Below are 24455 nucleotides of genomic sequence, written 5' to 3' on the forward strand. Positions count from 1 at the left end.
TTGCCCGTTGCCTCCGGCCAATTTTGCTGTACCACGACAGGATACGGCCCCGTCCCACCGGCCCGCCAAGGCGTGGGGTAGGGTCCCGCCCAGGGGACGAAGCTCAAGAAAATCATGTTCAAACGCATCCTGATCGCCAACCGCGGCGAAATCGCCTGCAGGGTCATCAAGACCGCCCGCAAGATGGGAATTCAGACGGTTGCCGTCTATTCCGAGGTCGACCGCGACGCCGTACATGTCGAGATGGCCGACGAGGCCGTGTTGATCGGCCCGCCGGCCGCGGCCGAGAGCTATCTGGTGATCGAGAAGATCGTCGAGGCATGCAAAAAGACCGGCGCCGAGGCCGTGCATCCCGGCTACGGCTTCCTGTCCGAGCGAGAGGCGTTTCCGCGGGCGCTGGAAGCGGCCGGCATCGTCTTCATCGGCCCGAACCCCGGCGCGATCGCCGCAATGGGCGACAAGATCGAATCCAAGAAGGCGGCCGCCAAAGCCAAGGTCTCGACCGTGCCTGGCTATCTCGGCGTGATCGAGGACGACAAGCATGCGGTCCGCATCGCCGACGAGATCGGTTACCCCGTGATGATCAAGGCCTCCGCCGGCGGAGGCGGCAAGGGCATGCGCATTGCCCATTCCAAGGCCGAGGTTGCCGAGGGCTTCAATCTCGCCAAGGCCGAAGCCAAAGCCTCGTTCGGCGACGACCGCGTCTTCGTTGAAAAGTTCATCGTCGATCCCCGCCATATCGAGATCCAGGTGTTGGGCGACAAGCACGGCAACGTCATCTATCTCGGCGAGCGCGAATGCTCGATCCAGCGCCGCAACCAGAAGGTTATCGAGGAAGCGCCGTCGCCGCTGCTCGACGAGGCCACCCGCCGCAAGATGGGCGAGCAGGCGGTCGCACTGGCGAAGGCCGTGAACTATGATTCCGCCGGCACCGTCGAGTTCGTCGCAGGGCAAGACAAGAGCTTCTACTTCCTGGAAATGAATACGCGTCTCCAGGTCGAGCATCCCGTTACCGAGCTCGTCACCGGCGTCGACCTCGTCGAGCAGATGATCCGCGTCGCCGCCGGCGAGAAGCTCGCGTTGACGCAGAAGGACGTCACGCTCACGGGTTGGGCGGTGGAATCGCGCCTCTACGCCGAAGACCCGTTCCGCAACTTCCTGCCCTCGATCGGCCGCCTGGTGAAGTATCGCCCGCCGGCGGAAGTGAGCAAGGACGGCATCACCGTGCGCAACGACACCGGCGTGCAGGAAGGCGGTGAGATCTCGATCTATTACGATCCGATGATCGCAAAGCTCGTCACCCATGCGCCGTCGCGCGCGGCCGCGATCGAGGCGCAGGCGACCGCCCTCGACTCATTCTATGTCGACGGCATCAGGCACAACATCCCGTTCCTGTCTGCGCTGATGCATCATCCGCGCTGGCGCGAAGGCAATCTGTCGACCGGCTTCATCGCAGAAGAATTCCCCAAGGGCTTTTCCGTGCGCGTGCCCGAGGGCGAGGTTGCGCGTCGCATCGCCGCGGTAGGCGCCGCCATCGATCACGTGCTGGGTGAGCGCAAGCGGCAGATCTCGGGGCAACTGGGCGGGCGTGCCGTGCAGCGCGAGCGCCGCCGCGCGGTCTGGCTCGACCGCCAGGAGATCCCGCTCGAGGTTGCCCGCGAGGGCGATGCGATCGCGATCCGCTTCGTCGATGCTGACGGCAAGGCCGGCAAGGCGCATCTGTTGCAGTCGTCGTGGAAGCCGGGCGACCCGGTCTGGCAGGGCACTATCGACGGTCAATTCGTCGCGGTGCAAACTCGGCCGATTCCGAACGGCATCCGCCTCGCGCATCAGGGCGTCGAGGTGCCGGTCTATGTCTGGACCGAAGCGGAAGCGGCCTCGGCAAGGTTGATGCCGGTGACGACCGCCTCCGACACCGGTAAGAAGCTGCTCTGTCCGATGCCGGGCCTGGTCGTCTCGATCGCGGTGACCGAAGGGCAGGAGGTCAAGGCCGGCGAGACGCTGGCCGTGGTCGAAGCCATGAAGATGCAAAACGTGCTGCGCGCCGAGCAGGACGGCACTGTGAAGAAGATCCACGCCAGCGCCGGCGCGACGCTCGCGGTGGACGCGCTGATTTTGGAGTTTGCGTAAGGGTGTGAGTGAGGCCCTTAGCGGGCCCCACTAATGCCGTCATTGCGAGCGCAGCGAAGCAATCCAGACTGCCTCCGCGGAAAGACTCTGGATTGCTTCGCTGCGCTCGCAATGACGGAGTATGTTGCGGCTGCGTCGCAACAATTGAGAGGGCACCATGGCCTTTCGTTCTCGCCGCGAGAAATTGCGCTCCATCCTGTCGGGCTCGGCTTGCGTCCATCCCGGCTCGGTCTATGACGCGATCTCGATCCGCATTGCCGAGGATCTTGGCTTTCCGCTCGGCATGTTCGGCGGCTCGGTCGCCTCGCTCGCTGTACTCGGCGATCCCGATGTCACACTGATTACACTCACCGAGCTTGCCGAGCAGATGAGGCGTATGTCGCGCGCCGCAAGCCTGCCGGTGCTGGTCGATGCCGATCACGGCTATGGCAATGCGCTCAACGTGCGCCGCACGGTGCAAGAGCTGGAGACGGCGGGCGCTGCCGGCCTCACCATCGAGGACACGTTGTTGCCGGCGGCCTTTGGCGAAGCCAAGACGCAGCTGATCTCGCTGGAGGAGGGCGTCGGCAAGATGAAGGCGGCGCTCGACGCGCGCGGCGATTCCTCGCTGGTCATCATGGGGCGAACCGGAGCTGCCTCGATGAGCTCGATCGAGGATGCCATCCGCCGCGCGAGGGCCTATGAAGCTGTTGGCGTCGATGCGCTGTTCTTCACCGGTATCAGGTCGCGCGCGGAGCTCGAAGCCGTCGTGGCCGCGACGCGTCTTCCGATCGTGCTCGGTGGCGTGCCCGACGAATTGAGCGCGATCGATTATCTCACCAGCCAGCGCGTGCGCATCGCGCTTCAGGGCCACGCGCCGATCGCAGCCGCCACGCAGGCCGTTTACGACGTCCAGAAGGCGTTGCGCGAGGGCACGCTGCCGAAGGCGCTGAAGGGATTGCCGTCCGTGGAGCTGACCAATCGCATCATGCGGGAGGCCCAGGTCAAAGCGCGCAGCGCCGATCTTCTTGGGCTGAAAAAATGAGCCGGGCGATCCTCCAGGTGATGATCCGTGGGCGCGTTCAGGGCGTGGGCTATCGGGCCTGGGTCGAATATCAGGCCAGCGCGAGCGGCCTCGAAGGCTGGGTTCGCAATCGCCGCGACGGCAGCGTCGAGGCGCTGTTCGCGGGGGCGCCGAAGCATGTTGCCGACATGGTCGCGCTGTGCCGCCACGGCCCGCCGTCATCGCGCGTGGACAGCGTGACCAGCGAGACCGCCAGCGTCGATGAGCTGAACCTGCGCCGGGCAGGGGAAGCATTCTCGGTTTTGCCGACGGTGTAGGTGAGCCTGCGGTTTTCACTTCCTTCGGGGAGGTGAGCCATCACCGCGGCAGCTTCGAGATCGCCTCGCTCAGTTCGTGGATCTCATACGGCTTGCGCAGGATCGGGAAGTCGCCGCGGACGCCAGCGGCGGCTTCGCTGTAGCCGCTGGCGAGCAGGATTGGCAGGTCTGGGCGCGTTTGGCGCAGGAGATGGGCAAGGCCGAGTCCGTCCATCTTGCCGGGCATGACGATGTCGGAGAAGACGAAGTCGACGCCGTTTTTCTCGAGCTCGCGTAGCGCGGACTCGGCATCCGAAACGCGGCGCACGCTGTAGCCGAGCTGCTCCAGCAGTCCGATGCTGACGTTGGCGACATCTGGGTTGTCCTCGACCAGCAGCACCGTGCCGCTGCCGCGCGCTGGCGCCACCTCGGGCGTTTGGCTCGGTGCGGTCCCAGTTTCGCGCGGCAGCAGGATGGTGAAGGTCGTGCCCTTGCCGAGCTCGCTTGCGACCTTGATCGTGCCGCCGGCCTGATGCGCGAAGCCGTGCACCTGTGACAGGCCGAGGCCAGTGCCCTTTCCGACCGGCTTCGTCGTGAAGAACGGCTCGAAGATCTTGTCGACGACGTCGGAAGGGATGCCGAGCCCGGTATCGGCGACGGTGATGGCGACGTATTCGCCGCTATGGAGCGGATCGTCGAGGATGATGTTGTGCGCGCCGATCGTCACCGTGCCGCCGTCGGGCATCGCATCGCGCGCGTTGATGACGAGATTGAGCAGCCCCGTCTCGAACTCCGAGACGTCGGCCTTGACCGGCCAGACGTCACGCTCGATGTCGAAGGCCAGGCGAACGGCGCTGCCGACGCCGGCGTAAAGCACTTCGCGGATCGCCTCGATGCGGTCAGCCAAGCGGATAGCCTGCGGATTGACGCTCTGCCGCCGCGCGAAGGTCAGGAGTTGGCCCGTCAGCGCGGCGCCGCGCTTGGCGGCCGTCTCGATCGCCGAGATTGCCCGCTGGAACCTGGAATCGTCGGGATCGCCCTTCTTGAGGATGTGAAGGCTGCCGGTGATGATCATCAAGAGATTGTTGAAGTCGTGTGCGACGCCGCCGGTGAGCTGGCCGAGCGCATCGAACTTCTGCGACTCCGCGAGCTGCGTCTGCATCGCGTCGAGCTTCAGCTGCGTGTTGCGGCGCTCAGTGATGTCGCGCGTGATCTTGGCGAAGCCGACCAGGGTTCCGTCCTCATAGATCGGGTCGATCACCACGCTGGCCCAGAAGAAGGTGCCATCCTTGCGGACGCGCCAGCCTTCCTCCTCATAGCGGCCCTGGTCGCGCGCGATGCCGAGCGCACGGGCGGGCCTGCCCTTGGCCCGATCGGTCTCGGTATAGAAGCGCGAGAAATGCTGGCCGAGAATCTCGTCGGGCGAATAGCCCTTGATCCGCTCGCCGCCGATGTTCCAGCTCGTGATGATCCCGTTGGGATCGAGCATGTAGAGCGCGTAGTCCGCGACTCCTTCAACCAACAGCCGGAAACTCCGTTCGCTTTCGAACAAGTCTCTCTGTTGACTGGATTTTTTGACCATTACGGACCCCGCCTCGACGGGGGCAAACGTCCTGAAGGGCGTTTGGTTCCCGCTTTCTGGGACGTTTTTAGGCAAATATTGCGGACGGTATGCAGGAGGCAAGGCTTCCAACGGCACTTGACACGCAATCGCACATGTCAGATATTTCTGTTATGACAGAAATAACCGGAAAGAAGAAACTCCCCGCCGCGGTTGAGCGCTTCATCCTGCATTGGGGCGACATGGGCGATCAGTGGGGTGTCAACCGCTCGGTCAGCCAGATCCACGGGCTGCTCTATCTCGCCGAGGCGCCGATGACGGCGGAGGACATCGCCGACACGCTCGGCATGGCCAGGTCCAACGTCTCCAATTCGCTGAAGGAGCTGCTCGCCTGGAACCTGATCCGGCGCGTGCCGATCCTCGGCGATCGCCGCGATCACTACGAGGCGGAGACCGACATCTGGGAGGTCGCAGCCCGCATTGCGGCGCGACGCAAGGAGCGCGAGCTCGATCCTGCGATCACTGCGCTGCGGGCCTGCGTGACCGATGCGGCCGACGATCCGACCATCAATCCGGTCGCGAGCAAACGGCTGAAGGAGATGCTCGCCTTCACCGAGCTCGCCGACCACTGGTTCATGCAGATGCTGAAAGTGCCCCGGCCACGGGTGGTCGCCTTGATGCGGCTTGGCGAGAAGATCGCCAACCTGCTGCCGCTGGGCAAGGCCAAATAGGTGTGAGGAGGGTGCGATGACGTCGGCAAGATTATCAGGCTCCAACGCACCAACTTCCGCTCACATCAAACTGCTCGATGACCGCCGCTTCCGTTCGCTACTGTCGGACGAGGATTGGGGCCGATTGCCGCTTGCAACCTGGCGGCGTTTTTCAAAACGCGTCGCCGATGGCGACAGCGTAGTCTATGTCGGCGTGGTCGACGAGGTCGTCTTCAGCGACATCGGCTGGTGGTTTGCGCAAGCCGCGCGCCTGATCGGCGGGCCACTTCCCACGGGGCGTGACACCGGCGTGCCGATGATCGTGACTGTCACCGAGGACGGTGTGACAGGCGGTCAGACCTGGACCCGCATCTGCGCGCGCAAGCGCGGCTTTCCACAGGTGATCCATTCGGCCAAGCGTTTCGCCGGCCCGACCAGGCTGGAGGAATATGTTGGCTTCGGCGTCTCCATGGCCCTGCGCATCGCCGTCGAAGGCGAGGCGCTGACCTTCCGCAGTGCAGGCTACGGCCTGCAGCTCGGGCGCCTCTGGATCCCGCTGCCGCAATGGCTCACGCCGGGTGACCTCACCGTGACGCACAGCGATCTCGGCGAGGGCGCCTTCCGCTTCACCCTCGATGTCATTCATCCACGTTACGGCGCGCTGATCCACCAGTCCGCCTTGTTCAGGGAGGCCGTATCATGACGGCGCTGTTGTGGACGCTCATAGCCATCCAAATCGTGATGGGCGTATTCGACACCTTTTATCACCACGAGTTCACCGAGCGCCTCGCCTGGCGTCCGTCGCAGCGCTTCGAGCTGAAGCTGCACGGCATCCGCAACATGTTTTATGCGCTGCTGTTCCTCATACTCGGCTGGCTCGAGGCCTATGGCGTGCTGGCGCTGCTGATCGTCGCCGTGCTGGTTGCCGAGATCGTCATCACGCTGATGGATTTCGTCGAGGAGGATTTGAGCCGCAAGCTGCCGCCGAGCGAGCGGATCAATCACACGTTGCTCGCGATCAATTACGGCGCCATCCTGGTGCTGCTGTTGCCGGTGCTGATCGGCTGGGCGATGCAGCCCATCGGTGTAGCGGTCGTGAATCAGGGCCTGCTCAGCATCGCCGCGACCGCCTGCGCGGTCGGCGCGGCGCTCTGCGGTCTCAGGGATTTTGCCGCGATGCGCCGCCTTGGCCGCATGCGAAGCGTTCCCGCGGACGATCTCGTCGAAAAGCTGCCTGGCCGCAAGACCGTATTGATAACAGGCGCCACCGGCTTCATCGGCAGCCGCCTTGCGGCAAGCCTCAGCGGAGCAGGGCACCACGTCATCGCGCTGATCCGCAACCCAGCCAAAGCCGAGATACTGCCGCCGCCGGTGACGCTGATCACTGGCCTCGATCAGCTCACAGCCGACACGCATATCGACGCCATCGTCAATCTCGCCGGCGAGCCGATCGGCAACGGCCTGTGGACCGAGGCCAAGCGCGCAAAGATCATCGGCTCGCGCGTCGATATGACCGGCGAGGTCGTCAAGCTGATCGCGCGGCTCGAACGCAAGCCGGAGGTGCTCGTCAGCGGCTCCGCGATCGGCTGGTATGGCCTGTGGGCGGATCAGGTGCTGACCGAGTCCGCAAAGTCTCACGCCTGCTTCAGCCACGAGCTGTGCGCGGCCTGGGAGAAAGCGGCGCGGCCGGCGGAGGAGCTCGGCGTCCGTGTTGTCAATCTGCGTATCGGCCTCGTGCTCGGCACGGAAGGCGGCTTCATCACGCGCATGCTGACGCCGTTCGAGTTCGGGCTCGGCGGACCGCTCGGGACGGGGCGGCAATGGATGTCGTGGATCGAGCGGGACGATCTCATTCGCCTGATCGCCTACGTGATGGCGACGCCGGATCTCGTCGGGCCCGTCAACGCGACGGCGCCAATCCCAGTCACCAACGCAAAGTTCACCGAGGAGCTCGGTCGTCGCCTGCATCGGCCTGCGGTGTTCCGCATTCCTGGCGGCCTCTTGCGCCGGATCGGCGGCGGGTTTGCCGACGAGCTGCTGCTCGGCGGTCAGCGCGTGCTGCCGAACAAGGCGCTGAGCCGCGGCTTTGTGTTCCGGCATGAGACGCTGCGTAGCGCATTCGAGGCGATATTGTGAGGTGATGTCATGGCTTGCGCCGCATGTCCTCGTGCTCTTAACGGCTGGTTTCGCGGATGCCTGGCGGCAACTGCGACATTGGGAGTGTTGCCGTTTCTCGCCACAATTCTGTCTCTTCCAGATCGAGGCTTTCCCGATGGATTAGCTCCTATCGTCGCCCTGGTCTTGTTTGCCTTACCAATCGCATTGATCCTCACCTGCCTGCTGAGCGGGATGCCATCAGCGCTTGTGATATGGCTCGGTGAGTCATTTCGAGTTCGCTCAGTGCTATTCTACGCGGCCGCCGGCGCCGCGATGGGCGCCTTGATTGCGAACGGCATCTTCGGGACTCTCGTTGAGATGGATGCGCTGTTTGCGTTGGCCGGATGTCTGGCCGGGGTCGCCTATTGGTCTACTGCGGGAAGGGACGCGGGCGCTAGTTAGCTCCTGCCGCGCTCCGGAACGTCGCCGCCACCGCGCGCAGCGCCGCGAGTTTGGCGGGATCGCTGACCTTCGAATGCAGCATCACCTTCGAGCTGCCGAGTTTCGGCAGCTTGTGCGCAGGCCCGATGTCGATCAGTCCGGCCGGAGCAATCCGCCGCGCCAGCGGTGCAATCGCAAGACCGGCCAGCGCGGCCGCGACCACCGCTGTCACGCCGCCGCCGACGAAACGCTCGCGCCAGGCGGTGCCGGTCTTGTCGAGCGCGCGCACTGCGATCGCCCGGACGCCGCAGGGCGGAGCGAGCGTTGCGAGCGGCAACGGCTCGCCCTTCGGCAGCATGAGGCGTCGGGACGCGAACCAGCCAAACTCATCCTCGGTCAGCTTCTCGCCGCCGCGGCGGCTGCCTTCCTGGCGCACGATCACCGCATCGAGCTCGCCCGCGTCATAGGCATCCTGCATCTCGCGCGAGAAGCCGATGGTGACGGCGAGGGTGAGGTTTGACGACATCGCATGCAGCCGTTCGAGTAAGGGCACCAGCTCGGGGCCTGCGGCATGATCGGAGATGCCGAGGGAGAGCGATTGCGCGGCCGGTGCCTCGCCCGACAGCGCGCGGTCGTGTGCCGCCATCAGCGCGCGGGCGCGATCAAGGAAGTTCGCGCCTTCGGCCGTGAGCCGGACCGCGCGCGGCGAACGCTCGACGAGACGTTTGCCCAGCAAGGTCTCGAGCCGTTGCAGCTTGAGGCTGACAGCAGCCTGGGTCGTGCCGAGCGCTTCGGCGGCACGGGTAAAGCTCTGGAGGTCGGCGACCAGCAGAAAGGCTTGGACGGTGGCGATGTCGATCGTGGCTGTCATTATGAATGGTTATCACTGATACCCTATGAGATAAGATACCAAAATGATGCGGGAAGGTCTAGCTTTTCCCCAACGCCGCGCAAACAGCGCTGGCATCTTGAGGAGAACGACAATGCCCCTGATCACCGTGTCCTACACCACCTCCCGTCAGTCACCCTCGCTGAAGGCCGACATCGCAGGCGCCGTGTCCGAGCTCACCGCGAAAATCCTGCACAAGGATCCAAAGGTCACCGCCATCATCGTGAAGTCCGTGGACGCGGACGACTGGTTCGCCGGCGGCAAGTCGCTCGCAGACCAAAAGCTGGCCAGCTACTGGATCGACATCCATATCACCGAGGGCACCAACACCAAGGACGAGAAGGCGGCCTATCTCGCCGCGATGTTCAAGCGCATGGCCGAGATTTTGGGGCCGCTGCATCCTGAGACGTACTTGCATGTCGACGAGGTCAAGGGCGACGCCTACGGCTTCGGCGGCCTGACCCAGGAGCGGCGCTACATTGCCGGCAAGCTCGACGTGTCGCTGAAGGCGGCGTGAGGGCATCGAGCCGCGGGTGAGCCATCTCACCCGCGGCTCGTTGGTCAGCTTGCTGCCCGGAACTCAACCTCGGCGTTGTTGATGAAGCAGGTCTTGTCGAACAGCCTCAAGTCCAGCGGGTTCGGCAGCCTGACATCGTTGATGTCAGGGCAGGGTTTGACCATCGGGTCATAGGACCGATCGATCTGCGAGATGAAGACGACGATCAGCCCCTTGTCGCGTGCAAAGGATTTCAGCGCGCGCACCTGGACGGTGAGATCAGGGTTTTCCCGCCGCTGGTCCAGCAGTTGCAGATAATCGACCACCACGACCGTGCCACGCGGTGCCGCGGCCATCTGCTTCACGACATAATCGGCACTGATGGCATCGGAGCAATCGACCTCAAAGAGCTCACGGAATTGCGTGGGCTCCACGCCGATCGCGCGCATGCGGTTCAGCACGTCTCTCTCGGTATATTCGAGCGAGAAGAACGCGGCGCGATGGCCGTACTTCATGGCCTCCACGGCGAGTTCGAGGCTCATCAGCGTCTTGCCCTGACCGGGGCGGGCGCCGACCAGCACCAGGTCGCCCGGTTGGAGCTGCGGAAACAGCCTGATGGCCGGCGTTAATGCCGCAGCTTTCGCGGCGAGCAAGCTCCAGGCGGAAAACCCTTCCGTTGTGGCGACGCGGTCGAGCGCGTCGTGCAGCGAAATACCTTCCTCGCGGGACAGGCGCTTTGCTTTTCGCTTGAGATGATAGATCGGTGCAGACAGCTTCATCGTCAGAACCTCCTGATGTGAGCAGAAAGCGCAATCCCTCCTTATGCCCGATGCTCGAACAGTCGGTCCGTTGGCTTAGTCGCCCGGCATGATCTGTACTTTCCCGGCGGAGGGGGGAGGCGTGGGCGGCACCTGAGCCAAGCGTAACCGATTCCACGCAGCTGGAGAACGCGCACGGCGTGTCGCCAACAGGAAAGGGTCAGGCGGTGGCTTCCGGCAGCAGCGCGCGGGTCGGCCCGAACAGCTCCTCGAAGGCCTGCCGGAGCGCGATGTCGACGTCTTCCATGGTCACGAGCTGACCGAGATCGACCAGCGAGGTGACGCCGTAGCGGGGATCAGCCACACCGCAGGGGACGATGCCTGCAAAGTGCTCCAGCTCCGGCTCGACATTGATGGCGATGCCGTGGAACGAGACCCAGCGCTTCAGCCGCACGCCGATCGCCGCGATCTTGTCCTCGCGCCCCTCGCCCTTGTCCGGGCGCTTCACCCAGACGCCGACCCGGTCCTCGCGCCGCTCGCCGCGGACGTTGAAGGCGGCGAGCGTCTTCAGGATCAGTTCCTCCAGGCTCGCGACATAGGCGCGAACGTCCGGCCGGCGGCGCTTGAGGTCGAGCATGATATAGGCCACCCGCTGGCCGGGCCCGTGATAGGTGAGCTGGCCGCCGCGTCCGGTCGCGAAGGTCGGGAAGCGGGGATCGAGCAGGTCGGTCTCCTTGCCTGATGTCCCTGAGGTGTAGAGCGGGGGGTGCTCAAGCAGCCAGACCAGCTCCGGTGCCTCGCCTGCTGCGATCGCGGCGACCCGCGCCTCCATGTCGGCCACAGCCTCCGGATAGGGTACCGGCGCGTCCGAGATTCGCCATTCGACGGGGGAGCCGCCTGCGGCGGAAAACGACGTCAAATCGAGCGCTTGGCGCGGGTTTTGAGGCGAATTAACCATTGGCTAACCATAACGTGGTGATGATTGCAGGCGCAAATGCCAAGTCCCTTGGTGTGTTGTCTCCAGTTGCGGCGGTCCTGACAGTGCCCACACTCGATAAAGTCACCGTGGATCTCATGGTCGTCCTCGGGACGACCACCATGCCGATCCATCAAGTATTACGTCTTTCCCGCGGCGCCATCATCGAGCTGGACGCAACCGAGGCCGACGAGGTCAAGGTTCTCGCCAACAATCTGCCTGTCGCCTCCGGCGTCGTGCTGGTCGACCGCAACCGGATCGCGGTCGAGGTCAAGCAGATGCTGCCCCGGACGCCGGGTACGCGGTAGCGCCCCGGGCACGCGGTAGGGGGTACGCGGGAAGCCGGCGACCCGCCAAGGGCTTTCGACACACTTGATAGGGCCGATCCGGGCGGGGATGAGACTTTCCTGCCAAGCCTGTGGAATTCTGGGCCTTTGCAGGCTTGTATCCCCCTGATGGATTTGTTAGATCGGCGGCCGCTGATCCGGCCAGCCAAACGACCTCAGGCCGGTATCTTCTTGCGCTCGTGGCGGAACTGGTAGACGCGCTGCCTTGAGGTGGCAGTGGGTAACACCGTGGGGGTTCGAGTCCCTCCGAGCGCACCATAAATCCATATGAACTTGCGGCGTCGGCACGGCGCCATGCGGGTGATTGGGGATCCTACAGCAAAGGCGACCTCTTTCCGATCATCAGCTGCTTTGCCGATGAAGCAGGGTGAAGCGCGTGTCGATGACGGCTTGTTCCGGTTCGGCACCAAGGTGCGCGAGCCGCGCGATGATCAGCCGCGCGGCTTCCTTCCCGATCAGGTCGCCGGGCGGGCGGATCGTCGTCAACGACGGATTTGCGGCCGCGCTGAAGCTCAAATCGCCGAAGCCCATCACCGACAGGCGCTCGGGGATCGCAACACCAGAGCGCTGACATTCGAAGATCACGCCAAGGGCGATATGGTCGTTGGAGCAGGCGATCCCGTCGACGTTCGGAAAGCGATGCAGGGCCTCGCCGAGCAGCATGGCGCCGACTTCGGCGCTCGCTGGTGCAGGGTGCTGGATGATCTCTGCGGTGACGTCAGGTGCGTTTCGCGCCGCTTCGACGAAGCCTTGGGCGCGCCGAGCCGCGCGGCGATCCTCATGCAGGCGGGCGCCAAGAAACAACAATCGCTTGCGCCCGCGCTGAAGAAGGTGCGACGCAGCGGCATGACCGACCTGGTCGTGGTGAAAACCGACCGCCATGTCCATGGTCGGGGAACCAAGCTCCCAAATCTCGACAACAGGCACCTTGCTGTCGCGCAGCAGCCTGCGCGTTGCAGCGCTGTGAGAGAGGCCAGTCAAGACGACTGCGGCAGGGGCCCAGGACAGTGCCGTGCGGACCAAATTCTCCTCGTCGTGCTCCTTGTACTCGGTGTGGCTGAGCATCACCTGCAGTCGCTGCTTGCCGAGTTCGTCCTGCAGGGCCGTGACGGTCTCGGCGAAGAACGCATTGCGGACCGATGGCACGATGATGCTCACGACGCGCGATGAGGCGGCTGCCAGTCCACCGGCCATCAGGTTCGGCACGTAGTCGAGTGCTTCGATGGCGCGTGCGATCGCCTCGCTCGCCGCCGCCGAGACCGCATCTGGCTTTCTGAAATAGAGGGACACCGTGGAGGGCGACAGCTCTGCGCGCGCCGCCACATCCATGATCGTGACCCGTTGCATCTTGCGCCGGGTGCGTAGGGGCTTTGATGCGACCATTGCCATCGTGGCTCAAGATAATAGCGCTATTATGTAGCTGAAGCTCTGAAGCGGTACAACCGCATTGTGCCAGCCGAGCGATATCATTATTATAATCAGCAAGATAAGACGAAACTCCGGCCTTAATCCGCGGGATCGAGCTGAGATGGCTCTGTCGTTGATTTCTAAAAATCGCAGCGCTACCATGAACAATCACCGCGGCTGCAAGAACCGTCGGGACGGGAGATAAGGGCTCATGGCTTCGGTCAGCCTGCGCAAGCTTGAGAAGAGCTACGGCGCGCTTCGCGTCGTCAAGGCGATCGACCTCGAGATCATGGATGGCGAGTTTGTCGTCCTGGTCGGTCCGTCCGGCTGCGGCAAGTCGACCACGCTGCGCATGATCGCCGGCCTCGAACGCATCAGCGGCGGCGAGATTCGGATCGGCGATCGCATCGTCAACGATCTGCCGCCGCGCGAGCGCGACATTGCCATGGTTTTCCAGGACTACGCGCTCTACCCGCACAAGACGGTTCGCGAGAACATGGGCTTCAGCCTGAAGGTGCGCGGCGCGAATGCGGCGGACGCGGACTCCAAGATCAGGGACGCGGCGGAGATGCTCGGCATCTCCCATCTGCTCGACCGGCGGCCGGGACAGCTCTCCGGCGGTCAACGTCAACGGGTCGCGATGGGCCGCGCCATCGTTCGGCGGCCGCAGGTCTTCCTGTTCGATGAACCGCTCTCCAATCTCGACGCAAAGCTGCGTGGTCAGGTGCGTACGGAGATCAAGCGGCTGCATCAGACAATCGGGACCACCATCGTCTACGTCACCCACGACCAGGTCGAGGCGATGACCTTGGCCGATCGCATCGTCATCCTGCGCGGTGGCGACATCGAACAGATCGGAACGCCCGACCAAGTCTACAATCATCCGGCGAGCGTTTTCGTCGGTGGCTTCGTCGGCGCTCCGTCCATGAATTTTGCGAAGGCCAGGGCCGCCCGAGGCTATCTCGATTTCGCCGACGGCAACCGTCTGCCGCTTGCGGGCGTCGCCGGCACAAAACTCTCGGCGGCCGACGGGCGTGAATTCATCGTCGGCATCAGGCCCGAGCATTTCACGTCCCTGACGTCCGATGTCGGCCTGAACAGCCAGGCTCAGGTCGTCGAGCCGCTGGGTTCCGATACGCTGGTGCATTTTGCGGTGGGCGGCGCGACATTGACGGCACGGCTGCCGCCAGAGTTGCGCCCGCAGGCCGGCGAGGCGATCAAGCTGGGGCTGGACCCCGCGAAGATTCACCTGTTCGATCCGGAGACGGAGCGCGCCTTGCATTAAAGAGTGCGAAGCGAGACCACCAACAGCAAGCCAGTCAAGCCGCAACAAGCGGCGATTTTTTCCGGGAGGACGGCATGAGTTCAGGACGCATTTCAAAGCTGGCGGGATTGCTGCTCGCGTGTGCAGCGGCCGGGTGCGCAACCGGTGCATCCGCCGAGACCAATTTGAAGGTCTTCGTCACGAGCCAAGGGCAGCCCGCCATCTGGCGCACGCTGCTCGATCAGTACGAAGCGCGCAATCCGGGCATCAAGGTCAGCGTCGAGCTGGGCGGTACGACCTCGGATATGCAGGCCCAATATCTCAACACGGTGCTCACAGCGAAAGACTCTTCACTCGACGTGTTGATGCTCGACGTGATCCGCCCGGCGCAGTTTGCTGCGGCGGGCTGGACCAGCCCGATCGCAACCGACATGTCGGCTTATCTCCGTGCCTATGCCGAGGCGAACACGATCGACGGCAAGGTGGTGGCGCTGCCCGCCTTTGCCGATTCCATGTTCCTCTATTATCGCAAGGACCTGCTGGACAAATACGGGCTTCAGCCGCCAAAAACCTGGGACGAGCTCGCGGACGCCGCGAAGAAGGTCGCGGATGGCGAGAAGAATCCGAATTTGCAGGGTCTGTCGTTCCAGGGCAAGGCGATCGAAGGCGCGGTCTGCACCTTCCTCGTGCCCTACTGGAGCCAGGGCAAGGTGGTGACCAAGGACGGCAAGCTCGATTTTGATCGCGAGGCGGCGACCAAATCGCTCGCGCTCTGGAAGGGCTTTGCCGACAGCGGCGTTGCCAAGAAGAACATTGCCGAGGTCGCGACCGACGATACGCGCAAGGAATTCCAGGCCGGCAATGTCCTGTTCGCGGTGAACTGGGCCTATGCATGGGCGATGTCGCAGGGGGCCGAGTCCGCGGTATCAGGCAAGGTCGGCGTCGCACGGCTTCCGGCAATCAAGGGCGGCGAACAGGCGACCTGCCTTGGCGGCTGGGAGTGGGGCGTTTCCGCTTTTTCCAAACATCAGGACGAGGCGAAGAAGCTGGTCGAATATCTGTCGAGTCCCGAAGTTTCCAAATACATGGCCATCAACGGCTCGCTGCTTCCGACCTACGGCAAGCTCTACAAGGACGCCGACGTGACCAAGGCGGTGCCGTGGTTTGCCGACGCCCAGCCGATCGTCGAGACCGCAAAGCCGCGGCCGGTGACGCCACGCTACAACGAGGTGAGTGAAGTGATCCGGACCACGGTCAATGCGGTGCTTGCGGGTGCGACCACTCCGGCTGATGGCGCCGCCCAGATCGAGGCACGGCTGAAGCGGATCATCCGCTGAAGCATGATCCGGAAAAGTGCGAAGCGGTTTTCCGATGAGATCATGCGCAAACAACCGCTAAGGCGCGTATTGCAATCCGGATCAGACCTGATGACGACGACATCGACGTTCAAAAGCGAGGCCGATCGCCCGCTCGCGCGGCGTCCATGGCTGTCGCGTTGGTCCGATCCTGATGACACCACGCTTGCCGTGATACTTTTGGCGCCCGCGGCGATCCTGCTCAGCGTGATGATCGTCTATCCGGTGAGCCGGCTGATCTACACGAGCTTTCTCGACCTGTCGCTGACCTCAGGCCTGCCGGCGCGGTTCGCGGGGCTCGCGAACTTCAGGCAGATGCCTGATGATCCGGTGTTCTGGCAGGCGACCTGGAACACGGTGCTGATCACGCTCATCACCGTGCCCGGCTCGCTCGTCGTGGGGTTCGCACTCGCGCTGCTCGCCAATCTGCCGTTCCAGATGAAATGGCCGGTGAGGCTCTCTCTGCTGATCCCGTGGGCGCTGCCGCTCTCCTTCGCCGGTCTGATCTTCGGCTGGTTCTTCCATTCCGAGTACGGCGTCGTCAACGATGTGCTCAACCGGATCGGCCTGCCGAGCGTGATCTGGTTCAATTCGCCGCGGCTCGCCTTCGCCGCGATCTGCCTTGCCATCATCTGGAAGGCCTCGTCCTTCATGGCGATGATCATTCTCGCAGGCCTGCAAACCATTCCGCGTTCGCTTTACGAGGCTGCCGACGTCGACGGCGCCGGGCGCGTGCGCCGGTTCTTCGAGATCACGCTGCCGCTACTGAAGCCCACGATCGTCGTCGCGCTGATCTTCCGCACCATCACCGCGCTGCAGACTTTCGACATTCCCTACATGATGACGGGCGGGGGGCCGGGCACCGAAACCGCGACGCTCGCCATGTACATTCATCAGAACACGGTGTCGTTCCTCGATCTCGGCTACGGATCGGCGCTCGCAGTGGTGATGTTCGGCCTGTCGATGCTGGTCACAGCGCTTTACCTGCGTATGATCCGCGGCAGCGGGGCTGCATCATGAGCACGGCTGTCGCCTCCACACTCGACTCGGCTCTATCAGGCAAGCCGCTGCGGGCTATCGCTGCGTTCATTCTCGTCGTCAACGGCCTGTTTCCGGCTCTGTGGATCCTGCTGACCTCGTTCAAGACCGAGGCCGAGCTCACGCAAAAACCGATCACCTGGCTGCCGCACGCAGCGACGCTGCGAAACTATATCCAGGCGTTCTCCGATCAGCCGCTGCTCACCTTCCTGTTCAACAGCTTCATGGTCGCGCTGCTCTCGACCGCGCTCACACTGCTGGTCTCTGTGCTCGCGGCCTATGCGCTCGCGCGGCTGAACTTGCGGTTCAGGGGGCTGATCATGTCCGTCATCATCGCGGTCTCGACCTTTCCGCTGGTGACGCTGCTGGTGCCCCTGTTCGAGACCATGCGCGCGCTCAATTTGCTGAACTCGTGGACGGCGCTGATCCTGCCTTACACCGTGCTGAGCCTGCCCGTATGCACCCTGGTGCTGACATCCTTCTTCGAAGGCATTCCGCGCGATCTAGAGAACGCCGCCATGATCGATGGCTGCACACGGTTTGGTGCACTGTTCAGGGTGGTGGTGCCGCTGTCGGCGCCGGGCGTCTTCACCGCCGGCATCCTCGCCTTCGTCAACGCCTGGGACGAATTCTTGCTGGCCCTGTCGTTTAACTCCAATCCGGGACTGCGGACGCTGCCGGTCGGCATACAGCTCTATCAGGGTGAGTTTGCGTTTCCCTGGCCGGTGATCTCGGCCGCGCTCGTTGTCGGCATCGTGCCCGTCGCGATCCTGATCGTGATCTTCCAGGAGCGCGTCGTCTCGGGGCTGACCACAGGCGGCGTCAAGGGCTGACGGAAAGGCCAAGGAAAGGCCAAGTGGAATGGACTTGAAACTCGACACGACCCCGTCTGGCTTTGCGCTATCGATTTCAGGCCGCCAGATTCTCGCCCACAGTGCTGCGGCGCCGTGTTTCTTCGTCGGGCAGGGCAACGACAGCATCGAAATGCACCGTGGCCGCTTTGCAATCGAGGGTCGCCTGGCCGAACGTTGTCCGCTCGCGCATGCCAAGATCGACGGTGACACGATCATGCTGTCCGCGGCCAAGGGGCAGCCTCCGCGCCTCGCGGTGACGCTTGAGGGCAAAGCGCTGGAGCTGCGGTCGCTCGATTCCTCCGTGAACCGGTTTTGGCTGCGCGTCATGGCGGACCGTGACGAGCATGTCTGGGGCGGCGGCGAGCAATTCTCCTATTTCGATCTGCGTGGACGACGGTTTCCGTTGTGGAGTTCGGAGCCGGGCGTCGGGCGCGACAAGACCACCGAGATCACCTTCAAGGCGGACGCCGCCGGCCAGGCCGGCGGCGACTACTATCACACCAACTATCCGCAACCGACCTACATCTCCTCGGCGCGCTATGCTCTTCACGTCGAGACGTCAGCCTACAGCGTGTTGGATTTTCGCGAGGGTGAGTTTCACGAGATCGAGGTCTGGTCCGTCCCTGAGAGCATCGAGCTGTTTGCCGCGCCGTCGTTCGTGGCTCTGGTGGAGACGTTGTCTGCGCGCTTCGGCCGTCAGCCGCCGCTTCCGGAGTGGATTTACAACGGCGCGATCATCGGCCTGAAGGACGGCGCGAACTCGTTCGCCCGCCTCGCGACAATGCGCGCGGCCGGCGTCAAGGTTTCCGGTCTCTGGTGCGAGGATTGGGTCGGGATTCGGCCGACCGCCTTTGGCGCGCGACTGTTCTGGGACTGGAAGGCCAACGAGACGCGCTATCCGGGCCTGCGGCAGCGCATCGCCGAATTGAACGACCAGGGCATCCGCTTTCTTGGTTACGTGAACCCGTATCTCTGCAACGACGGCGTCCTCTTCGAGGAGGCCGAGAATGCCGGATACTTCGTCAAGGATGCCTCGGGACAAACGGCCCTGATCGATTTCGGTGAGTTCCACTGCGGCACCGTCGATTTCACCAATCCGGACGCCGCAGCGTGGTTCTCCGAGGAAATCATCGGCAAGAGGATGCTCGATTACGGCCTGTCCGGCTGGATGGCAGATTTCGGCGAGTATCTGCCGGTCGACGTGCGTCTCGCCAGCGGCATCGATGCAAGGCTTGCGCACAACCTCTGGCCAACGCTGTGGGCCGAAGTGAACGCGAAGGCGGTGGCGAGCCGCGGCCGCACCGGCGAGGCCGTGTTCTTCATGCGGTCCGGCTTCACGGGCGTGCAGAAGTGGTGCCCGTGGCTCTGGGCCGGCGATCAATCGGTCGACTTTTCCCGGCATGACGGGCTTGTCACGGTCATCTGCGCCGCCCTGTCGTCGGGATTGCTCGGCAACGCGTATCACCACTCCGACATCGGCGGCTACACAAGCCTGTTTGGCAATTTGCGCACGCCCGAGCTGATGATGCGTTGGAGCGAGATGGCGGCCTTCACGCCTGTCATGCGCAGCCACGAAGGCAACAGGCCTCGTGACAATCTTCAGCTCGACGGCGATCCGGCGGTGCTCGAGCATTTTGCCAGGATGACGGCGATCTACGTTCACCTCTCGCCTTATCTCCGGACGTTGTCGCTGGAAGCTGCGCGCCGGGGTCTTCCAATCCAACGTCCGCTGTTTCTTCATCACGAAGATGACAGGCGAACCTACGGCATTCAGGATTGCTATCTTTATGGCCGCGATCTGCTCGTCGCGCCCGTCTGGCAGGCTGCCCAGGATCAGCGGAGCCTCTATCTTCCGTCAGGGACCGACTGGATTCATGTCTGGACCGGCAAGTCATTTGCCGGCGGACAGGAGATATCGGTCGCCGCACCGTTGGGGCGACCACCGGCGTTCTACCGGGCGGACAGCGAATTCGAGGCGCTGTTTGCGGGATTGCGCCAGGTGTAGGGCCGCTTGGGCTCGACCCGATCTCAGCCGCTTGCAAAACGGGGCGTCGAAAGGTCTCCTTTCGGAGGGAATCTTTCGATCCGGCCATCGCGGTAAGCCGTTGAAAACACAGTAGATGCGAACGCTCTCCCGAGCGCATCGCCTTCATATCTCATTTTGGAGGCCAGCGGCCCGCACGGGGCCTCTCAGCCATATTCCTCGCCGATCCCGTATTCCCGGTAGATCTCGAGCGGGTCGAGGTCGGGGAAGAGACGGCATTTCGCCTGGGCCAAGTGCAGGCTCACCGCCGCCGGCTCCTTACCGCTCGACAGCATCTTGCGGATGTCGTCCATATGCGCGCTTGGCTGGTGCTTCGCCTCGAGTTGCTCCAGCGCGACCAGGGCGGTTGCGAGCGCCTCGGTCAGAACCCACTCGTCGTGGCCCGTGATTCCCTTCTTCGGCATCGGCAGACCTCACGCGTCAGCGGCGGCAGCAGTCTACCGTAGCTTTCCTCGAATCTCCATCGAGCAGCAATGGGCGTGGCGCGTGGAACAGGACCGGCCAATCTGTGCTCTCGCTTGCATTATGGCGGCACGTGGCTAAAAGGCGGCGGCGCGCGGGCGACAGTATCCATGTTGAAACAATATTGGCGTAGACGGGCCTCGCGCGACCTCTCTCGGCTGGAGCCAGCATGGTCTTTCTAAGCTTCGTCTACCGCTTCCTGACCAACTTTGCGTTCATGGCGCTGGTCTATTTCAGCCTGAACTTCATGGAAAAGTACCAGAACCGAGCGATCCTCGCGATCCTGGTGCTGGTCTATAGCGGCATGCGCGCGGCCTCGACGCTGCGGGCGTTTTATTTCTTCCAGAAGATCGAGAAGCTGGAGACCGAGACCAAGCGCCTTCAGGCGCCGATCAATGACGGCTCGGGGGGGACCAACACGCGTAAGCAGGTCGTGGCTGACGTTGCGCGGCTGCGCCGTGACGGCGAGCTCAAGTCCTATATGGACCTGTTCTTCCTGGCGCTGATCGTGCTGCTCTGCGTCGCCAACATCATGCGGCAGTAACTGCGCTTCACTCAGGCGCGCTTCTTCACGCTGGTGGCGACGCGGGTCGGGCGGGGCGCCGTGGCGTGCCTCGCCGCGGGGTGTGCACCACGCGCCGTTCGCTGCCCCCGGATCTTGCCAGCCTTGTCCTTTCCTGCGCGCGGCGCCTCGGCCGCCATCGCGAGCCGCGTGGCGGCGCGCCGCGACAAGGTCGTCGACAGCAGCACCTCGATTGAGCCCTCGGGGATCGCGAAGAGATCGCGGCCGGGTGCGGGCAGGGTGGAGGCGATATCGGCCTGCGCCATGGTTTTGCGCGGTAGCACCTGTGGCTGGCGCGCGGTCTCGGCGCCGAGATCGGCTAAGCCCGGCGCCGGCAGCGTCGCGGTCTGCGCGAATACGAAATTCGGCACTTGAGGCCAGCGCGCGATCGGCGTGGTCTCCGTCGGTGGATGCAGCAGCCATTCCACTGCCGTGGTCGGTGTCGCCGGCTGGTCGGCGGTTGCGGGCACCACATGCACGATGCGATAGCCGCGCGCCTTGAGGTCGCGGATGATCTTGGGCAGCGCCGCCACGGTGCGCGCCTGGATGTCGTGCAGCAGCAGGATGCCCTTGCCCTTGGCCTCCAGCCGCTGGATCGCGAGCTGGTAGACGCGATCGGGCGAGACGTGGCGCCAGTCGTCGGCCGGGAAGTCGGCGCTCCATACCTGGATGCCGCGTGAGATCAGATAATTCTCAACGCCATCGGCGCGCATCAGGCCGGGAATGCGGAAGAACGGCGCCAGCTTGGATGGGTCCGTCATTGCCGCCGAGGTCCACTCGATGCCACCGTTGATCTCGGCCTCGGCCTTCTCGATTGGCATCCTGTTCATCGTCAGCGGATGGGTCATGCTGTGCGTGCCGACGGTATGACCCGCCGCGACCAGTTTGCGCACGCCTTCCGGGTTCGCCTTGGCCTGCTCGCCGATGATGAAAAAGGTCGCCTTGATGCATTCGTTGGCGAGGATCTGGAGCACCTGGTTGGAATATTTCGGCAGCGGACCGTCGTCGAAGGTCAGCACCACTTCGTGGTCCTTCAACGGCAGCGTCTCGCGGTACTGCATGGTGCCAATGCGCGGATGTTCGCGCGGGTCGACGACGAGCGTGCGCGAGGTACCGAGCGCATCGGGATGTCCGGAGCACTCGGCCGCCAAGGCAGCCGGAGATGCGGTGGTCAGCAAGCCCAGCAGCAGGACGGTCCACGATCGCGCCCGAAAAACAACGCTACTTCCGATCATGAAACCCCGTCTGCCCTCATCTGCGTTGGCTACGATATCGGTAGGTCGGAGACATCAGAAAACGGTTCAGGCGCAAAGACCTTTTCCGCCCGAGGTGCCCCTCAATCATTGCATGGCGTAGCATGAACAGAGTGTTAATAGGGCTCAAATCACCCCATTTTGGTCAGCCGTGACATTCCGGCATCAATGTGCGTCGGCGTTCTTCTGTGACGTGCCCGCCGGCACGATGTGGACCACGCGATAGCCGTTCTCCCGCAACCACCGCAGGAAGTCCGGCATCATGGCCGCCGTGCGCGCCTGGGCATCGTGGAACAGGATGATACCCTTGCGGGCGGCGGTTACGCGGTCGGTGATCAGCTTGAGTTCCTGCTCCGGCGTCATGTCGTTCCAGTCGCTGGCCCAGAAATCGGCGCCGAACACGACGATGCCCCGCTGCTCGAGCATGTCGAGCTGGGCCGGCGTGGACTCGAAATAGGGGAAGCGGAAGAACGGCGTCGACGGTGTCGTGGTCGAGACCCCGTGCAACGCCTTCTCGTCGGAGGCGATGCCGTGGTCGATCTCGTACTTCGCCGTATCGGCCGGGATCCGCGCCATGTACGGATGCGACCAGGTGTGGTGACCGATGGTGTGCCCCTCGCGCGCGATACGCTTGACGAGATCAGGGAATTCGGTGGCGCTCCGACCGACCAGGAAGAAGGTCGCGCGCACGCATTCCTGCGCCAGCGCCGCCAGCACCTTGTTGGTCGAGGGCGGACGCGGACCGTCGTCAAAGGTCAGCACCACCTCGTGATCTTCAAGCGGCAGCGTCTGCGGAAAGCTCTTCAAGCCGACGCGTGGCGTCGACTTGGCATCGACGCTCAGGACCCGCGAGGTGCCGAGCGCATCGCTTCGGGGGCAATCAGCCGCCCGGGCCGAGCCGATCACGGTGAGGCCGGCGAGAGCCAGGCTCGTCGCGATCGAGATCCATTTCGGCCGGTACATATTTGCCATTGCGCTTGCGATTGTCTTGTGGGTATTGCGGGACCGTCAGCCCCAACCATCAACCTGTCAAACGGCGAGGCGTTCCCATGGATGAACAGATCGATGGCGCTGCTTCCGCCGAGACATTGGTACTCGACCACGTCCCCATGCGCAATGAAGACGGCGAAATCAGGCATGAATTCGTCGAGGAAATTGCCCACGCGATCGAGGCCGGCGATAGCGCTACGCTACGTGCCTGCATCGCCGATCTGCACGAGGCCGACCTCGGTGATCTCATCGCGGCGCTCGCGCCCGACAACCGGGTCCGCCTGGTCGAGCTGACCGGCGCCGACTTCGACTTTTCCGCGCTGAACGAGGTCGACGAGGCCGTTCGCGAGGAAATCCTCGACGAATTGCCGGCGGAAACGGTAGCCGAGGGTGTCCGCGAGCTCGAGTCCGACGATGCAGTCGAGCTGCTCGAAACTCTCGACGAGCAGGAGCAGGAGGAGATCCTCGAGAAGCTGCCGCTCAAGGAGCGTGTCGCGCTCGAGCGCAGCCTGCTGTATCCGGAAAACTCCGCCGGCCGGCGCATGCAGACCGAGTTCATCGCCGTGCCGCAGGATTTCACCGTCGGGCAGGCGATCGACTACATGCGCGACACGCCCGATCTGCCGGACCGCTTCTACGAGATCTATGTCGTCGACAAGGACCAGCACTGGCAGGGCGCGGTTCCGCTCGACGTGCTCCTGCGCGCACGCCGCCCGGTGCCGCTGACCGAGTTGACCGACGAGGATCGCCGCCGCGTCTCCGTCCTGGAGGACCAGGAGGAGGTGGCTCGCATGTTCGGCAAGTACAATCTGGTCGCGGCTCCCGTGCTCGACACCCAGGACCGCCTCGTCGGCGTCATCACCGTCGACGATGTCGTCGACGTCATCGAGGAGGAGGCGGACGAGGACCTCAAGGCGCTCGGCGGCGTCACCAGCGACGAAGAGCTGTCGGACACGTTTCTCACCATTGCGCGCGGCCGCTTCAACTGGCTGCTGATCAACCTCGCCACCGCCTTCCTGGCGTCGTCTGTGCTCGGCCTGTTCGAGGGCCAGCTCGAGAAGATGGTGGCGCTCGCCGTGCTGGCGCCGATTGTCGCGAGCCAGGGCGGCAATGCCGCGACCCAGACCATGACGGTCGCAGTGCGCGCGCTCGCCACCCGCGAGCTCGGCTCCTCCAACGCCTGGCGCGTGGTGATCCGCGAGACGCTGGTCGGTCTCGTCAACGGCATTGGCTTCGCCGTGATCACGGGCATCGCCGCGGTAGCCTGGTTCAAGATCCCGGGCCTCGGAATCGTCATCGGGCTTGCGATCATCGTGAACCTCGTCGCCGGTGCGCTCGGCGGCATCCTGATCCCGATGGCGCTTGAACGCGTCAGGGCCGATCCGGCCGTGGCCTCGGGCACGTTCGTGACGACGGTGACTGACGTGGTCGGCTTCTTCTCCTTCCTCGGCATCGCAACGCTGTGGTTCGGGTTGAAGTAGGTCTTGTCTGCCGGGCTGCTGGCTACCGACTCGCGTCTTTA

At 63.8% G+C, this 24455-nt stretch carries 22 protein-coding genes, 1 tRNA gene and 1 pseudogene; 16 read left to right on the forward strand and 8 right to left on the reverse strand.

Features of this window, described 5'->3' with window-relative positions; all coding sequences use genetic code 11:
* The first annotated feature begins 114 nt into the window (after positions 1-114).
* The 3 genes from L6637_RS33785 to L6637_RS33795 all read left to right on the forward strand — a co-directional run bounded on the left by L6637_RS33785 (position 115) and on the right by L6637_RS33795 (position 3450).
* Positions 115-2130, forward strand: a complete 2016-nt coding sequence (locus tag L6637_RS33785; RefSeq protein WP_237873321.1) for an acetyl-CoA carboxylase biotin carboxylase subunit — start codon at positions 115-117, stop codon at positions 2128-2130.
* Positions 2131-2287: 157 nt separating this feature from the next.
* Positions 2288-3154, forward strand: a complete 867-nt coding sequence (locus L6637_RS33790) for an isocitrate lyase/PEP mutase family protein (RefSeq protein WP_237873322.1) — start codon at positions 2288-2290, stop codon at positions 3152-3154.
* Complete coding sequence (locus tag L6637_RS33795) at positions 3151-3450, forward strand: acylphosphatase (RefSeq protein ID WP_237861563.1); 300 nt, start codon at positions 3151-3153, stop codon at positions 3448-3450. The genes L6637_RS33790 and L6637_RS33795 overlap by 4 nt, the downstream gene beginning before the upstream one ends.
* Positions 3451-3490: 40 nt before the next feature.
* On the opposite strand, the gene L6637_RS33800 is transcribed toward L6637_RS33795, so the two are convergent.
* Positions 3491-5011, reverse strand: a complete 1521-nt coding sequence (locus tag L6637_RS33800) for a PAS domain-containing sensor histidine kinase (protein WP_237861564.1) — start codon at positions 5009-5011, stop codon at positions 3491-3493.
* Positions 5012-5163: 152 nt separating this feature from the next.
* Here L6637_RS33800 and L6637_RS33805 point away from each other — a divergent pair, with 152 nt between their 5' ends.
* From L6637_RS33805 to L6637_RS33815, 3 genes are read left to right on the forward strand one after another with little or no spacing between them, the layout of a single operon-like run.
* The gene (locus L6637_RS33805) at positions 5164-5721 is read left to right on the forward strand and encodes a GbsR/MarR family transcriptional regulator (RefSeq protein WP_237873323.1); all 558 of its coding nucleotides are present in this window, start codon (positions 5164-5166) and stop codon (positions 5719-5721) included.
* Between the two features lie 16 nt (positions 5722-5737).
* Positions 5738-6403 (forward strand): DUF4166 domain-containing protein, encoded by a 666-nt coding sequence (locus L6637_RS33810; protein WP_237861566.1) that lies wholly within the window; start codon positions 5738-5740, stop codon positions 6401-6403.
* Complete coding sequence (locus tag L6637_RS33815; protein ID WP_237873325.1) at positions 6400-7836, forward strand: TIGR01777 family oxidoreductase; 1437 nt, start codon at positions 6400-6402, stop codon at positions 7834-7836. Before L6637_RS33810 ends, L6637_RS33815 begins: the two co-directional genes overlap by 4 nt.
* Before the next feature lie 415 nt (positions 7837-8251).
* On the opposite strand, the gene L6637_RS33820 is transcribed toward L6637_RS33815, so the two are convergent.
* The gene (locus L6637_RS33820; RefSeq protein WP_237873327.1) at positions 8252-9109 is read right to left on the reverse strand and encodes a LysR family transcriptional regulator; all 858 of its coding nucleotides are present in this window, start codon (positions 9107-9109) and stop codon (positions 8252-8254) included.
* 112 nt (positions 9110-9221) lie between these two features.
* Between L6637_RS33820 and L6637_RS33825 the strand changes: the two genes are divergently transcribed.
* Positions 9222-9644 (forward strand): tautomerase family protein, encoded by a 423-nt coding sequence (locus L6637_RS33825; protein WP_237873329.1) that lies wholly within the window; start codon positions 9222-9224, stop codon positions 9642-9644.
* Positions 9645-9688: 44 nt separating this feature from the next.
* Here L6637_RS33825 and L6637_RS33830 read toward each other — a convergent pair whose 3' ends face one another.
* A complete protein-coding gene (locus L6637_RS33830) occupies positions 9689-10402 on the reverse strand; it encodes a DNA helicase (RefSeq protein WP_237873330.1) in 714 nt (237 codons plus the stop codon).
* Positions 10403-10601: 199 nt separating this feature from the next.
* The gene (gene lipB, locus L6637_RS33835; protein WP_237861574.1) at positions 10602-11339 is read right to left on the reverse strand and encodes a lipoyl(octanoyl) transferase LipB; all 738 of its coding nucleotides are present in this window, start codon (positions 11337-11339) and stop codon (positions 10602-10604) included.
* Between the two features lie 83 nt (positions 11340-11422).
* On the opposite strand from lipB, the gene L6637_RS33840 reads away from it, so the two are divergent.
* On the forward strand, positions 11423-11665 hold the full coding sequence (locus L6637_RS33840; RefSeq protein ID WP_011088012.1) for a FliM/FliN family flagellar motor switch protein: 243 nt from the start codon (positions 11423-11425) through the stop codon (positions 11663-11665).
* A 212-nt stretch (positions 11666-11877) separates the two neighbouring features.
* Positions 11878-11962, forward strand: a tRNA-Leu gene (locus tag L6637_RS33845).
* Between the two features lie 84 nt (positions 11963-12046).
* Here the strand turns inward: L6637_RS33845 and L6637_RS33850 are convergent.
* On the reverse strand, positions 12047-13051 hold the full coding sequence (locus L6637_RS33850; RefSeq protein WP_237873332.1) for a LacI family DNA-binding transcriptional regulator: 1005 nt from the start codon (positions 13049-13051) through the stop codon (positions 12047-12049).
* Positions 13052-13322: 271 nt separating this feature from the next.
* On the opposite strand from L6637_RS33850, the gene L6637_RS33855 reads away from it, so the two are divergent.
* The 5 genes and pseudogenes from L6637_RS33855 to L6637_RS33875 form a co-directional block, all read left to right on the forward strand.
* A complete protein-coding gene (locus tag L6637_RS33855) occupies positions 13323-14396 on the forward strand; it encodes an ABC transporter ATP-binding protein (RefSeq protein ID WP_237873334.1) in 1074 nt (357 codons plus the stop codon).
* A 74-nt stretch (positions 14397-14470) separates the two neighbouring features.
* Positions 14471-15712 (forward strand): ABC transporter substrate-binding protein, encoded by a 1242-nt coding sequence (locus L6637_RS33860; RefSeq protein WP_237861578.1) that lies wholly within the window; start codon positions 14471-14473, stop codon positions 15710-15712.
* 90 nt (positions 15713-15802) lie between these two features.
* Positions 15803-16750 (forward strand): carbohydrate ABC transporter permease, encoded by a 948-nt coding sequence (locus tag L6637_RS33865; protein WP_237861579.1) that lies wholly within the window; start codon positions 15803-15805, stop codon positions 16748-16750.
* On the forward strand, positions 16747-17601 hold the full coding sequence (locus L6637_RS33870) for a carbohydrate ABC transporter permease (protein WP_237861580.1): 855 nt from the start codon (positions 16747-16749) through the stop codon (positions 17599-17601). The genes L6637_RS33865 and L6637_RS33870 overlap by 4 nt, the downstream gene beginning before the upstream one ends.
* 19 nt (positions 17602-17620) lie before the next feature.
* Positions 17621-19627, forward strand: a pseudogene (locus L6637_RS33875) (alpha-glucosidase); the annotation flags it as partial.
* A 185-nt stretch (positions 19628-19812) separates the two neighbouring features.
* Here L6637_RS33875 and L6637_RS33880 read toward each other — a convergent pair.
* Positions 19813-20070: a hypothetical protein gene (locus tag L6637_RS33880; protein ID WP_237861581.1), complete on the reverse strand. Its 258-nt coding sequence runs from the start codon at positions 20068-20070 to the stop codon at positions 19813-19815.
* 227 nt (positions 20071-20297) lie between these two features.
* Between L6637_RS33880 and L6637_RS33885 the strand changes: the two genes are divergently transcribed.
* Positions 20298-20672 carry a hypothetical protein gene (locus tag L6637_RS33885; protein WP_237861582.1) on the forward strand — a complete coding sequence of 125 codons (375 nt, stop codon included), beginning with the start codon at positions 20298-20300 and terminating at the stop codon, positions 20670-20672.
* An 11-nt stretch (positions 20673-20683) separates the two neighbouring features.
* Here the strand turns inward: L6637_RS33885 and L6637_RS33890 are convergent, their stop codons facing one another.
* Positions 20684-21925: a polysaccharide deacetylase family protein gene (locus tag L6637_RS33890; RefSeq protein WP_237873337.1), complete on the reverse strand. Its 1242-nt coding sequence runs from the start codon at positions 21923-21925 to the stop codon at positions 20684-20686.
* A gap of 183 nt (positions 21926-22108) precedes the next feature.
* Entirely contained in the window at positions 22109-22915 is an 807-nt protein-coding gene (locus tag L6637_RS33895; protein WP_237873339.1) for a polysaccharide deacetylase family protein, read from the reverse strand.
* Positions 22916-22992: 77 nt separating this feature from the next.
* On the opposite strand from L6637_RS33895, the gene mgtE reads away from it, so the two are divergent.
* Positions 22993-24414: a magnesium transporter gene (gene mgtE, locus L6637_RS33900; protein ID WP_237861586.1), complete on the forward strand. Its 1422-nt coding sequence runs from the start codon at positions 22993-22995 to the stop codon at positions 24412-24414.
* Positions 24415-24455: the final 41 nt, after the last annotated feature.

The sequence above is a fragment of the Bradyrhizobium zhengyangense genome (assembly GCF_022012435.1).
Lineage (GTDB): Bacteria > Pseudomonadota > Alphaproteobacteria > Rhizobiales > Xanthobacteraceae > Bradyrhizobium > Bradyrhizobium zhengyangense.